Source organism: Pseudomonas sp. IT-P100, assembly GCF_949767185.1.
Taxonomy (GTDB): domain Bacteria; phylum Pseudomonadota; class Gammaproteobacteria; order Pseudomonadales; family Pseudomonadaceae; genus Aquipseudomonas; species Aquipseudomonas fluorescens_B.
The window spans coordinates 339805-354026 of sequence record NZ_CATKQK010000044.1; the positions used below are offsets into that span (position 1 = coordinate 339805).

Below are 14222 nucleotides of genomic sequence, written 5' to 3' on the forward strand. Positions count from 1 at the left end.
GGCCCGCATGAGCGACTCCCTTGATCTCAGCCTGGACGGTGTAGAACGCCGGTCACTGGCTGACTTCACCGAAAATGCCTACCTCAACTACTCCATGTACGTGATCATGGACCGTGCCTTGCCGCATATCGGCGATGGCCTGAAGCCGGTACAGCGTCGCATCATTTATGCGATGAGCGAGTTGGGGCTGGACGCCGATTCCAAGCACAAGAAATCGGCGCGTACCGTCGGTGACGTGCTCGGCAAGTTCCACCCGCACGGCGATTCGGCCTGCTACGAAGCCATGGTCCTGATGGCTCAACCGTTCAGCTACCGCTACACGCTGGTCGACGGTCAGGGTAACTGGGGTGCGCCGGATGATCCCAAGTCCTTCGCCGCCATGCGTTACACCGAAGCGCGGCTGTCGCGTTATTCCGAAGTGCTGCTCAGCGAACTGGGCCAGGGCACGGCCGACTGGGGCCCGAACTTCGACGGCACCCTCGACGAGCCCCTGGTGTTGCCGGCACGTTTGCCGAACATCCTGCTCAACGGCACCACCGGGATTGCCGTGGGCATGGCCACCGACGTACCGCCGCACAACCTGCGGGAAGTCGCGACAGCGTGCGTGCGTTTGCTCGATGAGCCGAAAGCCACGGTCGAACAGCTCTGCGAGCACATCCAGGGCCCGGATTATCCGACCGAAGCGGAAATCATCACCCCGCGCGCCGATCTGCTGAAAATGTATGAAACCGGCAAGGGCTCGGTGCGCATGCGCGCCGTTTACCACATCGAAGACGGCGACATCATCGTCACCGCGCTGCCGCATCAAGTGTCCGGTGCCAAGGTGCTGGAGCAGATTGCGGCCATGATGCAGGCCAAGCCGTCCAAGGCCCCGCAGATCGCGGACCTGCGCGACGAATCCGACCACGAAAACCCGTGCCGGATCGTGATCATTCCGGGCGCGCGCAAGAATTTTGACCACGACGCGCTGATGCAGCACCTGTTCGCCAGCACCGAGCTGGAGTCGAGCTACCGGGTCAACATCAACATCATCGGCCTGGACGGCAAGCCGCAGCTGAAAAACCTGCGTGCGCTGCTGGTGGAATGGCTGGAGTTCCGCGTTCAAACCGTGCGTCGTCGCCTGCAATTCCGCCTCGACAAGGTTGAACGTCGTCTGCACCTGTTGGACGGTTTGTTGATTGCCTACCTCAACCTGGATGAAGTGATCCACATCATCCGCACCGAGGAACACCCGAAAGCCGCCCTGATCGCGCGTTTCGCCCTGAGCGAAATCCAGGCCGAGTACATTCTCGACACCCGTTTGCGTCAGTTGGCGCGCCTGGAAGAAATGAAGTTGCGCTCCGAGCAGGATGAACTGCTCAAGGAACAAGCCAAGCTGCAAGCCCTGTTGGGCAGCGAAGCCAAGCTGAAAAAACTGGTGCGCACCGAGCTGATCAAGGACGCCGAAACCTATGGCGACGACCGTCGCTCGCCGATCGTCGAGCGCACCGAAGCCAAGGCCCTGACAGAGCACGATCTGCTGCCGAACGAGAAAGTAACCGTCGTGCTGTCGGAAAAAGGTTGGGTTCGTTCCGCCAAGGGGCACGAAATCGACGCCACCGGGCTTTCCTACAAGGCTGGGGACGGTTTCAAGGCCCTGGCACCCGGGCGTTCCAATCAGTTTGCCGTGTTTATCGACTCTACCGGTCGTAGCTATTCGGTGGCCGCTCATACCTTGCCATCAGCCCGTGGTCAGGGCGAGCCGTTGACCGGTCGTCTGACGCCGCCACCCGGCGCGAGTTTCGAATGCGTGCTGATGCCGGATGATGACTCGCTGTACGTGATCGCCTCCGACGCCGGTTACGGTTTCGTGGTCAAGGGTGAGGACTTCCAGGCCAAGAACAAGGCGGGCAAAGCATTGCTGAGCTTGCCGAACAACTCGAAGGTCATTCTGCCGCGCCCGGTGGCTGATCGTGAGAACAACTGGCTGGCCTCGGTGACCACCGAAGGTCGCCTGCTGATCTTCAAAATCAGCGATCTGCCACAATTAGGTAAGGGCAAAGGCAACAAGATCATCGGGATTTCCGGTGAGCGTGTGGCCAGTCGCGAAGAATATGTCACGGACATCGCTGTTCTGCCGGAAGGCGCCACCTTGGTGCTGCAGGCCGGAAAACGTACCTTGTCACTGAAGGCGGACGACCTCGAACACTACAAAGGTGAGCGTGGGCGGCGTGGAAACAAACTTCCACGAGGCTTCCAGAGGGTAGATGCGCTGCTCGTCGAAAACCTCAATTAAGCGTCCTAGAGCGCTCGATCTGCGATTTAACGCGTAGATCGACGCTTTGCCGCTGGAGTCGGAACGCATATTCACGGATGATATGGCCTTTCCAAGCGCCGGCGTGGCCGAGCGTTCTTCATATTTATTGAGTATTTTCACTGTGGTTAGCCTTGTGGCAACCACCTGGATGGGACGATGACTGCTCTGCGCCTTCCTTTTATTTTGATGCTCGCCGGCGTTCTTGGCCTGGCGGGTTGCAGCACTCACCAACCGGTGTCGCTGTATCAGCTGGACAGCGGAAGTCCGGCTCAGCCTGCGCAAAGCGCGGGCATGGCGGTATTGCTCGGCCCGGTAACGGTCGCCGACTATCTGCAACGTGAGACATTGCTGCAGCGTCAGCCGGATGGCAGCTTGCAGGCTTCGACCGATGGTCGTTGGGCGGGAAGCCTGTCTTCCGACATCGATCAGCTGTTGCTGCGTCAGGTGGCAGGTCATCTGGACAGTCAACGCGTGGTGCTGGCGCCGGCAACGCTCGGCTTCACGCCGGACGTTCAGGTGCTGCTGACCATCACGCGCCTGGACTCGGGTGAGTCGCAACCGGCGATCCTTGATGCGCAATGGCGTTTGATCGACCGTCGTGGTCAGGTGCGCGATAACCGCATCATTCATCTGCAGGAACAACACGCCGGCGGTACTGCCGCGCAGGTTCAGGCTCAGGGTGTGTTGTTGCAGAAACTTGCCGAGCAGTTGTCGGTAGCGCTCAAGCCGCTGGCTAACCAGCCACCGATTGCGGAAGCGCCAAAGAAACCGGCTGCCAAACCTGCGGCGCCAGCGACGGAACAGGAAAAGCAGCCGAAGATCCCGATGGCTTCGCCGATCCGTACCGATATGGAAGTGTTCAGGTTCTAAGCCTGGATTGATCCAACACAAAGCCCGCAGAGATGCGGGCTTTGTTGTTTCTGCAGGTTCATCTCCATTGCCTGTCCCCGGCCTCATCGCCAGCAGGCTGGCTCCCACAGGGGACATGTGGACGCCATAGATCCAATGTGGGAGCCAGCCTGCTGGCGATGGGGCCAGAACAGACAACAAAAAACCCGCAGACAATCACTCATCTGCGGGCTTCTTCACATCAGGGCCTAAGGTTTACGCCCGGCGCTCATGCATCCGCGCCAGTTGCCGCTCCAGCATCGACGGATAAGGCTCCATCAGCCGCTCTACACAGCATGCACCCTCAGGGCTGGCAATCGGACGGATCCGCGCACGCTGGCGAATCAGCGCGTCGTCACTGATCTTGCGCTCCACCAGCAGCAGATTGCGGCTGTGTTGCGACAGTGCCAGGGCGTCCTGGGCGGTTTCGGTCAGTAGCAGGTCAATCTGGCTCAAGCCAAACAACTCGTCGCCCAGGGTCAGGCCCAACTGCAATTGCAGGGTGATGCCGCTGTCCGCGACTTCGATCTGCAACTGATGGCCCAGCGCCCGCAGCAACTCACCGCAGCAAATGGCGTTGGTCAGGTAGTCGTCACCGCTGTCTTCGGTGTGGAACACCATCAACGTGCTGCCATCGTTCAGGCTATGCAGTTCGCCCTCATAGAGTGACGCGGCCTGGTCGAGGCAGTCGCGATAGCGTTTCAGCAATTCTTCCAGGCGCGCACGCGGCAGGCGGCGCAACTGATCCTGGGCGCCCAGTTGCACGGCCAGCACCGCGCTGTGTTGCGGCACGTTCGATACCTGCGGTTTGACCACTGGCTTCGATGCGCTTGCTACCGACTCGTCACGCAGGTCGGCAAACGCATCGTCGTCATCTTCATCTTCTACGGTGCTGACGATATGCCGTGGCGCAGGCTTGAGGCCAGCGACAGGCTTGGTTTCGTCGAAGCTCGGATCACGCAGATTGCGCACTTCGAAGGCCGGCTCGTCGTCGCCGTCTTCGTAATCGCTTTCGTCGTACTCGGGTTCCGGCTCAGGCTCTGGCTCGGCCGGCTCCGGCGCGAAGTTGGCGTGCAACTGGCGAGCCAGGTCGCCGATCTCGTCCTGACGCCCGGTTGCCGGGGTGTATTCATCGATGTTGCGCAGCCACACGCGCAATTGCAGCAGCGGTGTGGAGATGTGCCGACCCAGGCGCAGGCTCAAGGCCAACGACAAGGCCAACAGGATTGCACTCAAGATGCCCATGCTTTGCAGGCTGATGGTCATCGGCTGCTGGAACTGATCCATGTCCAGGCTGATGCGCAGTTGCCCGGCAGTCACGTCCTGGAAGGTGATCTTGCTCTGGTACATGCCCTCCGCTTCGCCCAGCAGGCTGTGCTTGGGGCGCTGACCGGCTTCGGCGAGGATGCGGTTGTCCACGCTGTAGATGGCGGCGTGGGCCACCAGCTTGTTCTTGGTCAGGTTGTTGAGCAGCACGTTGAGGCTGAGGATGTCGTTGGACACCAGCAGCTCCGTGGCGGACGTGGCGGTCTGCGTGGTCAGGCTTTCGCCCAGGGCATCCGCCTGCTCGTGCATGGCCTGCTTGAACTGCAAACCCATCACACAGGCGTAGATCACCAGGGCCAGAGCGACCAGGATCACGTTATGGCTGGCAATGCGCAATGCAATCGGTACACGGCGGTGGCGCAGTGCACGGAAGATCAGCAGAAAGAAGTTATCGGTTTTTACTGGCGTGGGCCGGTTCACTTGAGCTCGGCTCTTTTGTCCGTGAAGTTGACGCGCAGTATAGCGACAGGCCCTAGACCGGCAAAGCGCTCACGGTGCCCGATGGTCACTGAAAGTGGGTAGAATGCGGTTTTTTTCCACCTGCGGGGGTGCGCCTTGCGCGAAATCGTCCTGATAAACATCACGGGAGTCGACCGTCCGGGTCTGACTGCGGCCATTACCGGCGTTCTGGCCCAGGGTGGTGTGAACATTCTCGACATCGGTCAGGCGGTGATCCACGACACCCTGTCGTTCGGCATCCTGGTTGAAATTCCTGACACCGAGCAAGGCAACTCGGTGCTCAAGGACATTCTGTTCACGGCTTACAAACTCGATCAGCAGGTGCGTTTCACGCCGGTGTCCGAAGATGATTACCAGCAGTGGGTCGGCAATCAGGGCAAAAAGCGCCACATCGTGACGCTATTGACCCGCAAAGTGACCGCCGGGCAATTGCAGGCCGTGAGCTCGATCACCGCCAAATATGGCCTGAACATCGACCACATCGATCGCTTGTCCGGGCGCATGCCGCTGGACACCCCGGCTGACAAGGGCAAGGGCTGCATCGAGTTTTCAGTGCGTGGCGAAGCGGCTGATCCGCAAGCGCTGCGGGCCGAGTTCCTCAGCGTCGCCCAGGAATTGAATGTCGATATCGCCTTCCAGGAAGATTCGCTGTTCCGCCGCAACCGTCGTCTGGCGGTGTTCGACATGGACTCCACACTGATCGAAGCCGAAGTCATCGACGAATTGGCCAAGGCCGCTGGCGTCGGCGACCAGGTGTCGGAAATCACCGAGCGGGCGATGGCCGGAGAGCTCGACTTCCGCGCCAGCTTCAAAGAGCGTCTGGCCTTGCTCAAAGGTCTGGACGTCAGCGTGCTGGATTCGATCGGCGCCTCCCTGCGCCTGACCGAAGGTGCCGAAACCCTGTTTGCCGAACTCAAGCGCCTGGGCTACAAGACTGCGATCTTGTCGGGTGGCTTCACTTACTTCGCCAAGCAATTGCAGGCCAAGCTGGGCATCGACTACGTGTTCGCCAACGAGCTGGAAGTGGTTGATGGCAAGGTCACCGGCGTGGCGGTCGAGCCGATCGTCGATGCCCAGCGCAAGGCGGATCTGCTGAAGGAGCTGGCGCACAAGGAAGGTTTGCGTCTGGAGCAGACCATCGCGGTCGGCGACGGTGCCAACGATTTGCCGATGCTGGCGATTGCCGGGCTGGGTGTGGCGTTTCGCGCCAAACCGCTGGTCAAGCAGTCGGCGAAGCAGGCGATTTCCACCCTTGGGCTGGATGGCGTGCTGTACTTGCTGGGCTTTCGGGACCGTGACGGGCAGCTCTGAGTTTTCCATAACTCAGAAAGTGCCTTTGTGGCGAGGGAGCTTGCTCCCGCTGGGCTGCGAAGCGGCCCCAAAAAATGGACTGCTAGGCAGTCCAGGCGGGAGCAAGCTCCCTCGCCACAGTTATCGGGTTCACCCTCAAAGCGTTTTCCACAGCGAATCAAATTCTTCCTCAATACCGACCACGCCGCTCCCCGCGGCGTTGTCGTTTCTGGTGGCCTCCAGCGAACGATAGGCAAACTGATTGAAGCTGTTGGTGCTCGCCACCCGACGGTCCAGTCCGGCCCGGCGTTCCTCGCCATTGGTGTTGATCACCACCTTGTTGCCTTCCTGAAAGGGCAGGCGCGGGGCGAGCAAGGTGGCCGGCAGGTCTATCGCGCTGATCGCGGGCAGTAGCAAGCCTCGCAGATATTGGCTGTGGTCGTCACGGGTGCGCACCAGTTGCAGGCCGCAAGGCTCGGCGTAGGGCGCGACTTGCTCGATACCCATTTGCGTGCCGCCGCCGCGAACCTGGCGGATCCAGCGCACCACCGCGATGCTCCAGCCCGACCCCGCCGTATCCTCGATGCCCACCATCTCGCCTGCCTGTAACTCGGCCGGCACGTCACCGGGCCAGGCCAGGCAATAACCGCCCGGGCTGTGATTGATCACCGGCAAGGCGTAGGTCGGAAAGTGACGGTTGCGGTCGGAGTCTTTTTGATTGTCGTCGTTCTGAAGTTGCGGGTATTCGATTTCTTCGTAGGGCAGCAACGTGTCGGCGGTGCCTTGCGGCGCTGCGTCGAAGGCGTGGTGCCATTGGTCTTTTTCCCGAAGGGAGGGCGAGGTCGCCGCGAACTGTGCGCGCCCGGCACCGGGATGTTTCAGGATCTCGCTGAACGGACGCTGCCCGCCCAGATAGAAGTGCAGCGCGCTCATGCCCACGCACAAGGTCAAGGTCCCTTGACTGGGCGTGCGCTGGAAACTGCGTTCGACCGCCTGGCCCCAGGCGGCATTCAGGTGTTGCAGCGTATCCAGGCTCAATCCTGCCGGCACGGGCAGTGGCACCGCACTGTCGGTTTTTTGCAAATGGGCATCAATGGCTGTGACCAGCGGCAGCGTATCGAGCCCCAGCAAGCATTCCTGTTGCTCGGGCCGGAATTTCGAACGGTAACGCGGCCCGATGTCGAGCTCCGGTGCGACGCCAAACAGTCCGCCGCTCGCGGATTCCGGTTGCAGCTTGATCAATTTGCTCCACGGCTCCAGCACTTCGGCGAGCCGCGCGATCTGGTTCTGGCGCAGTTGATTGCATCGTGCGGCGCCCAGCAGCAGTGCGACCACGTACGTCTGTTCGATGCTCAGGGTTTGCGTCTGGCTGGCCAGCTCATCGCGCAGGCTCAGGTGCTGGAGCCGATGAGAACAGGCGATCCGATACAGCAGATGCAGTTCCAGCCACACACCTTCCGGCACCGGGCAATAGAGCTCGGTGGCGCGGATCAGAGGACCGTTGAGGCAATGGATCGCCCGTTGCAATGCTCGGGCCAGCAGCGGCGCGCGGTCCTTGCTGAGGCGCGGCGAGAGGCGCACGACGATCTGTTTATAGCCAATCGCCAAATGACTTTGCAGCGCCTGGCAGAGGTTGGCGATCTTGCGCGAACGCTCGTCGAGGACAATCGACTGGTACAGGAAGTGCCGCTCCAGGTGTTTGCAAACGTAATACACCTCGGGCCTGAGTAACTCGAGTAATTGCAGACGATTGTCGCTGGGTGTCAGCAGTTGATTCAGTTCGCTCAAGCCTTGATAGAGCTGGCGAGCGGTTTCGCCGATGTTGGCCTTGGGGAGGTCGGCGATCCAGCGCTTGAGGTCGCGCGGGGTGGCTTCGCAGAACGACAGGCGCAACTGTGCAGGGATCGGCGCGCGTAGCAAAAGGTGAGGACTGGTCTCATTCATGCCGTGAACAAACTCCAACCGGGAAAATGGGCAGTGAATGACCTGACTGTAGCAGTTCTGGTCGGCGACCGTTTGTCTGTCAGCCGAGTGAGGTTCGGTTGTGCTACTAATCTGACAGACGTGCGACTGGATACGCACGGTCGTACGGCCTGCTGCCTGTGCCGGGCAGGTCTCTCGTAACTTCAAGGAGATGAAGTTTATGTCTAGATACGTAGTGGCAAATCAATGGGGCGGTAGTTCTGCACCCTGGCATCCGGGCGGAGACTGGACGTTAGGCGCGCGGGACAACCAGAAGGTTGTCGCGATCGAGATCAAGTCGAGCGATGGCGGCAAGAGCTTCACCGGCACCATGACGTACGCGGGTGAAGGTCCCATTGGCTTCAAGGCTCAGCGCACGGGCCAGAACCAGTACAACGTTGAAAACCAGTGGGGCGGTAACGACGCTCCATGGCATCCGGGTGGCAAGTGGGTCATCGGGGGGCGGGACAATCAGAACGTTGTCGCGTTGAGCGTGACCTCCAGTGATGGAGGGAAAAACCTCAGTGGCACCAATACCTACGCCAACGAAGGACCGATCGGTTTTCGTGGACAGATAGAGTAGGGGCACCACCGAAATGTCCGACCCCACGAAGACGTTCGTGGGGTTCGGATCAGGGGATCAGGCTTTTGGCAGGCCCATGCCCTGGCCCATCTGCACCGGCGAACCGGCCGCCAGTTCTTCAGCCCACTGCACTTGATCAGGGCCGAACAGCACTACAGCCGTCGAACCCAGCTTGAAACGACCCAGTTCCGCACCTTTTTCCAGGTGGATCGGCGCACGAGCCGCTTCGTCGTAGCGGAAGGTTTTCAGCTCGCGCTTCGGTGGCGTCACCAGGCCCGCCCAGACGGTTTCGATCGATGCGACGATCATCGCGCCCACCAGCACCACGGCCATCGGCCCGCGCTCGGTGTCGAAAATGCACGCCACACGCTCGTTGCGGGCAAACAATTCCGGAACGTTTTCAGCGGTGGTCTGATTGACCGAGAAAATCCGGCCTGGAATGTAGACCATCTCGCGCAATGTGCCGGCCAGCGGCATGTGCACGCGGTGGTAGTCCTTCGGTGACAGGTAAATGGTCGCGAAATCACCGCCCATGAACGGCGCTGCGTTGGCAGCGTCACCGCCCAGCAACTCCAGCACGCTGAAGCTGTGGCCCTTGGCCTGGAACACGCGACCGTGTTCGATCGGACCGAGCTGGCTGACCGCGCCGTCGGCCGGGCTGAGGATCGCGCCCGGGGTTTCGTCCAGCGGACGAGCGCCGTCTTTCAACGCGCGGGTGAAGAACGCGTTGAAGTGCTCGTAGGCGGTCAGGTCTTCGACCAGGGCCTGGGACATGTCCACCTGATAGCGCTTGGCGAACCACGCGGTGAACGCATTCTTGAACCAGCGCACGCGGCATTCGGCGATGCAGCCGGCCAGTCGCGAGAGCAAGTGGTGGGGCAGCAGGTATTGGCTGAGGATAAACAAACGCTTATTCATTAACTGTCCTTAAAAACCTTAAATCTCTACAGGCGTATCGGGATGGTTGCCCCATTCGCCCCAGGAGCCGGCGTAGCCTTTGACCCGCGGATAACCGAGGGACTTGGCCACCAGATAGGTGAAACCAGAACGGTGGTGAGTCTGGCAGTGGGTAATCACTTCTTTGTCTTTGCTGATTCCGAGTTGTTCGAGGATCTGCGGCATGTCGGTACGGATGCGCAGGTTCCGCGCCCGGTCCATGCCCGCGGTCCATTCGAAATTGACCGCGCCGGGAATGTGTCCGGCCTTGGCCGCCAGGACTTTCTCGCCGGAGTACTCCAGCGGCCCGCGCGCGTCCCAGATCGCCAGGTCGGGGGCACCGAGGCGGCTTTGCAGGTACTCGCGGGTGGCGGTGGGTTCATCGTGCAGGGTCAGGGCAACCGGGCCGCCGACCGCGGGAGGGATCTGGATCGACATGGGCAAGCCTTCTGCCAGCCACGCTGTCAGGCCGCCATCGACATAGTGGTACTTGCTGTGGCCGATGACGTCCAGCAGCCAGATAAAACGCCCGGCCCAACCGCCGCCTTCGTCGTCATACACGACGTAGACCGCGTCGGGGTTGTGGCCCAGCTCACCGAACAACGCTTCGAGTGCCGCGTGCGGCGGCATCAAGCCTGGCGCCGGCGGCTGTCCGAGTTGCGTGCGTTTCGGATCGACAAAACGCGCACCGGGAATATGCCCTTCGGCATAGCGGGCGCTGCTGGTCAGGTCCACCAGAATCAGTTCGCGGGCGTCGAGACGGGCGAGCAAGTCGCTCGGCTCGATCACCAGCGGCAAGCCAGAGAAGTCAGACATGTGAGGTCTCCAGGGCATAAAGGGGAGGATTGTAGCGGGTCATTGGCCGCGATGGCTAAAGCTGTGCAGGGCTTTCTCGATGCACTGCGCGGTTTTGCCAAAGGCCTGCACGGTGATTTCCGAGAACGGCCCGCCCCCCTGATCCGCCACGACGATCATGATCACGCGACCGTTGTTGACCAGCGAGCGCAACAGCAGGTGTTCGCCACCGAACTGCGAACGCAGGCCGGCCGGCAGCAGGGCCGAAAATTGCGCGTTGTTGGCCGGAGACAGGCGCACCTGCGCCTGTTGCGAAAGCAGGCGTTGCAGTACGGTGCTTTGGCTGACCACGAAATTCAGGCCCGCGGCTTCTTTCGGCAACCCGGCGATCTGGTGCACGCGCAGATTGGCGTGCGTGCGGTCGGCCATCAGGATCATCACCCGACGCATGCCGCACGCGACCAGCGCGTCACGGGCCGAGTTGGTCAAGTGCATGGCATTGGTGAAACGACTCGGCTCTACCAGCAGTTCGGCGCATTGTGCGCGCCACTTGGCCAGGTCTTCGGCGGTCGGTGCCGGGGCTGGCAGCAGTCCGGCGTGAACGCGGTTCATGCCCCACGGCCAGAGCAGCGCAACGGCTGGGTGCCAGAGGTCGGGCATGGCGTGTTGACGCGCACTGTTGGCGGCCTGCTGGTGCAATTGTTGCTGCACTTCGTCCATCGGCATTTGCAGGTAAAGGCTGGTCAGGTACTGCCAGCGTTCGCTGTGCGGACTGTCCCAGGCCTGTTGCGCCGACAGCGCCAGACCGTTGGCCAGCAACACGGTGTTGGCCGGTTGATTGAGCCAGCGGCGAAGGGTCGGATCGTCATCAAGACGGTTCTGCTGGCGCAATGGATGATCGCTGTCGCGGGCGATGCGCAGGACTTTCACCAGTTCCCGCTGCTCGTTGAGCAACAACTTGTAACCCTGCTGCACCCAGATCGGCAGGTGCCAGATATCCACCAGCGCCTGAGCGATTTCCAGCAGGCGAACGCCGAACAATTGTTTCTCGACGTTGCGGGCCGACTCGCCTTTATGGATGACCCGCAGTTCCCATTCTTCAAGCAGCTGCGGATGCGTCAACGCCATGGGCCACAGCGGCGAAAGAAACAGCAGGCTGCCCCAGTGGATGTCCTGCCACAGCCGCGCCAGGCGAGCGGCGAAAAAACCGTTGGCCTGTTGCGTCGCGTGCTGACTGATCATCTGCAACTGACGCAGGGCCACGGGGATTTGCGACTCAGGTTCCGCGGGCAGCCGGGCGAGCAGTTCTTCGGTGCGCTTCAAACCGAGGCGATTGATCGCCACCTCGAGGTTTTCCGCCGGCTCGGTCATGCTGCCGTGGGTGTGCCGGTTGGCTTCGCGGATCACGCTCAAGGCCAGGGCGGGGCTGTCCTGCATCAACTCGGCGATATCGCGCAGGGAACTGCGATCGTCGCGGATGGCTTTGCAGACACGGTCGTGACTGGCCTGCGGAACCGGCAGGCGCACACCATCAAGAAGCTTGACCCAGCCTTCGAGTGTGGTGGGTTTTGGAGTTGGGACGTTCGTTTCGTTAGCCATGTCTGGACGCGACCATCGTCTGCATTACCTATGCCTGGAGCGGGCCAAATTGGCTTTTCGCCTGAACTGGCTATAGTCTGGCGCAGTTTTGCCGATAAGTAGAAGAAGAGATTTTTTAACTTCCGAATATGACCTTGAACCCGACTCAGTAAGTGCTCTCCTACCTATGGCTAAAATAATCGGCATCATCGTCGTATTCGCGAGCGTGCTCGGCGGATACGTGCTCTCCCACGGCAAGATTGCAGCTCTGATTCAACCCTTCGAGGTGTTGATCATCGGTGGTGCGGCCCTTGGCGCATTCCTCCAGGCCAACCCCGGTTACATGACCCTGCACGTGCTCAAGAAGTCCTTGAGCATGTTCGGGTCGCGGTTTAATCACGGCTACTACCTTGAAGTGTTGGGCCTGATCTACGAGATCCTCAACAAGAGCCGCCGCGAAGGCATGATGGCCATCGAAGGCGACATCGAAGATGCCGCTGCGAGTCCCATCTTCGCCAAGTACCCGTCGGTGCTCAAGGACGAGCGCATGACCGCGTTCATCTGCGATTACCTGCGCATCATGTCCTCCGGCAACATGGCTCCCCATGAGCTGGAAGGCCTGTTCGACATGGAGCTCTACAATCTCAAGGAAGACCTGGAGCACCCCTCCCACGCGGTGAACGGCATCGCCGACGCCATGCCCGGTTTCGGTATCGTTGCGGCGGTATTGGGTATCGTGGTGACCATGGCGTCCCTGGGCGAAGGCGACCAGAAATCCATCGGTCTGCACGTCGGTGCGGCACTGGTCGGTACGTTCTTCGGTATTTTGGCCGCCTACGGTTTCTTCGGTCCGCTGGCCCATTCCCTGGCCCACGATGCCAAGGAAGAACTGAACGTCTACGAAGCCATCAAGGCTTCGCTGGTGGCTTCGGCTTCCGGCATGCCGCCATCGCTGGCGGTAGAGTTCGGGCGCAAGGTTCTGTACCCGGCGCACCGTCCTAGCTTCGCTGAGCTGGAACAAGCGGTTCGCGGTCGCTAAGCCATGGAAAACAATCAGCCGATAATCATCAAGCGCGTCAAGCGCATCGCCGGCGGGCATCACGGGGGCGCCTGGAAAATCGCCTTCGCCGACTTCGCGACGGCGATGATGGCGTTCTTCCTGGTGCTGTGGCTGCTGTCTACCGCAACACCGGAACAGAAGATCGCCATCGCCGGTTACTTCAAGGACCCGGTCGGCTTTTCCGAAAGCGGCACGCCTTACATCATCGACCTGGGCGGTACGCCGACCCTGGCGCCGGAAAACACCCTCAACCCTGAGGTGAAGTCCCAGCCGCAGCCGGACAAGGTGACTGTCGACGCCGAACAGGTCGAAGGCATGGCCGAGATGGTGGAGAAGGAACGCCTCGAACTGTTGCTGCAAGAATTGCAGAACAAGGTCGAAGAGAACCCGCAGCTGAAGAAATTCAAGGACCAGATTCTGTTCGAGATCACGCCGGACGGTTTGCGCATCCAGATCGTGGACGCCGAAAACCGCCCGATGTTCGACTCGGGTTCAGCGCGTCTCAAGCCTTACTTCGAAGACATCCTGCTGGCCATGGCCGACACCATCAAAGCGGTGCCGAACAAGATCAGCATCAGCGGCCACACCGATGCCAAGCCGTACTCGGGCACTGGTGACTTCGGTAACTGGGAGCTTTCGGCCAACCGGGCCAACGCCGCACGCCGTGCGCTGGTGGCCGGCAGTTATCCGGAACAGCAGATCGCACGAGTGGTCGGTTATGCCTCGTCGGCCTTGTTCGATCGCGAGAACCCGCTCAACCCGGTCAACCGCCGAATCGACATTGTCGTACTGACCAAGAAAGCCCAGCGTGCCATCGAAGGTTCGCAAGGCGCGGAACCGACGCCAGAGCCGACCCAGGGGCAGGGTGGCCCGGGTGAGGTGCCTGCCACGCCAGCTGATCCGAACGCGTTGCCGGCGGATAAAGAGCCGTTGCCGGCGCATGAGCTTCGTGAGCGGTTGAATCTGTTTGATGATCCCAAGCCAACAGACCCGCCGAAACAGTGACGCACAAAAAAGCCGCGAGATGATCGCGGCTTTTTTGTATCTAT

11 protein-coding genes are annotated in these 14222 nt (G+C 60.9%); 6 read left to right on the top strand and 5 right to left on the bottom strand.

What is annotated here, in order from left to right; translation table 11 throughout:
- Positions 1–7: 7 nt before the first annotated feature.
- The gene (parC, locus tag ACM6IQ_RS23770; RefSeq protein ID WP_017336235.1) at positions 8–2275 is read left to right on the top strand and encodes a DNA topoisomerase IV subunit A; all 2268 of its coding nucleotides are present in this window, start codon (positions 8–10) and stop codon (positions 2273–2275) included.
- 177 nt (positions 2276–2452) lie between these two features.
- Positions 2453–3166 (top strand): membrane integrity-associated transporter subunit PqiC, encoded by a 714-nt coding sequence (locus tag ACM6IQ_RS23775; RefSeq protein WP_017336236.1) that lies wholly within the window; start codon positions 2453–2455, stop codon positions 3164–3166.
- Positions 3167–3400: 234 nt separating this feature from the next.
- On the opposite strand, the gene ACM6IQ_RS23780 is transcribed toward ACM6IQ_RS23775, so the two are convergent.
- Complete coding sequence (locus ACM6IQ_RS23780) at positions 3401–4930, bottom strand: AhpA/YtjB family protein (RefSeq protein ID WP_414879987.1); 1530 nt, start codon at positions 4928–4930, stop codon at positions 3401–3403.
- Positions 4931–5065: 135 nt separating this feature from the next.
- On the opposite strand from ACM6IQ_RS23780, the gene serB reads away from it, so the two are divergent.
- A complete protein-coding gene (gene serB, locus ACM6IQ_RS23785) occupies positions 5066–6280 on the top strand; it encodes a phosphoserine phosphatase SerB (RefSeq protein ID WP_017336238.1) in 1215 nt (404 codons plus the stop codon).
- Positions 6281–6415: 135 nt separating this feature from the next.
- Here the strand turns inward: serB and ACM6IQ_RS23790 are convergent, their stop codons facing one another.
- The gene (locus ACM6IQ_RS23790; RefSeq protein WP_414879988.1) at positions 6416–8203 is read right to left on the bottom strand and encodes a molecular chaperone; all 1788 of its coding nucleotides are present in this window, start codon (positions 8201–8203) and stop codon (positions 6416–6418) included.
- A 199-nt stretch (positions 8204–8402) separates the two neighbouring features.
- On the opposite strand from ACM6IQ_RS23790, the gene ACM6IQ_RS23795 reads away from it, so the two are divergent.
- Positions 8403–8804 (top strand): hypothetical protein, encoded by a 402-nt coding sequence (locus ACM6IQ_RS23795; protein WP_031318316.1) that lies wholly within the window; start codon positions 8403–8405, stop codon positions 8802–8804.
- A gap of 57 nt (positions 8805–8861) precedes the next feature.
- Here the strand turns inward: ACM6IQ_RS23795 and asd are convergent, their stop codons facing one another.
- The 3 genes from asd to ACM6IQ_RS23810 are packed head-to-tail and all read right to left on the bottom strand — an operon-like array spanning position 8862 to position 12134.
- Entirely contained in the window at positions 8862–9722 is an 861-nt protein-coding gene (asd, locus tag ACM6IQ_RS23800) for an archaetidylserine decarboxylase (RefSeq protein ID WP_008040415.1), read from the bottom strand.
- A gap of 18 nt (positions 9723–9740) precedes the next feature.
- Positions 9741–10556, bottom strand: coding sequence for a rhodanese-like domain-containing protein (locus tag ACM6IQ_RS23805; RefSeq protein ID WP_017336241.1), 816 nt, complete (start codon positions 10554–10556; stop codon positions 9741–9743).
- 39 nt (positions 10557–10595) lie between these two features.
- Positions 10596–12134: an HDOD domain-containing protein gene (locus ACM6IQ_RS23810; RefSeq protein ID WP_414879989.1), complete on the bottom strand. Its 1539-nt coding sequence runs from the start codon at positions 12132–12134 to the stop codon at positions 10596–10598.
- Between the two features lie 166 nt (positions 12135–12300).
- On the opposite strand from ACM6IQ_RS23810, the gene motA reads away from it, so the two are divergent.
- Both motA and motB read left to right on the top strand, forming a co-directional pair.
- Positions 12301–13152 carry a flagellar motor stator protein MotA gene (gene motA, locus ACM6IQ_RS23815; RefSeq protein WP_017336243.1) on the top strand — a complete coding sequence of 284 codons (852 nt, stop codon included), beginning with the start codon at positions 12301–12303 and terminating at the stop codon, positions 13150–13152.
- A 3-nt stretch (positions 13153–13155) separates the two neighbouring features.
- Positions 13156–14178, top strand: a complete 1023-nt coding sequence (gene motB / locus ACM6IQ_RS23820; protein WP_017336244.1) for a flagellar motor protein MotB — start codon at positions 13156–13158, stop codon at positions 14176–14178.
- Positions 14179–14222 lie beyond the last annotated feature (44 nt).

Bases quoted from the DNA above. Each gene is read 5' to 3' on its own strand.
- ACM6IQ_RS23810 (WP_414879989.1), bottom strand. From the start codon at position 12,134: ATGGCTAACGAAACGAACGTCCCAACTCCAAAACCCACCACACTCGAA.
- ACM6IQ_RS23775 (WP_017336236.1), top strand. From the start codon at position 2,453: ATGACTGCTCTGCGCCTTCCTTTTATTTTGATGCTCGCCGGCGTTCTT.
- parC (WP_017336235.1), top strand. From the start codon at position 8: ATGAGCGACTCCCTTGATCTCAGCCTGGACGGTGTAGAACGCCGGTCA.
- asd (WP_008040415.1), bottom strand. From the start codon at position 9,722: ATGAATAAGCGTTTGTTTATCCTCAGCCAATACCTGCTGCCCCACCAC.
- motB (WP_017336244.1), top strand. From the start codon at position 13,156: ATGGAAAACAATCAGCCGATAATCATCAAGCGCGTCAAGCGCATCGCC.
- motA (WP_017336243.1), top strand. From the start codon at position 12,301: ATGGCTAAAATAATCGGCATCATCGTCGTATTCGCGAGCGTGCTCGGC.
- ACM6IQ_RS23790 (WP_414879988.1), bottom strand. From the start codon at position 8,203: ATGAATGAGACCAGTCCTCACCTTTTGCTACGCGCGCCGATCCCTGCA.
- ACM6IQ_RS23795 (WP_031318316.1), top strand. From the start codon at position 8,403: ATGTCTAGATACGTAGTGGCAAATCAATGGGGCGGTAGTTCTGCACCC.
- ACM6IQ_RS23805 (WP_017336241.1), bottom strand. From the start codon at position 10,556: ATGTCTGACTTCTCTGGCTTGCCGCTGGTGATCGAGCCGAGCGACTTG.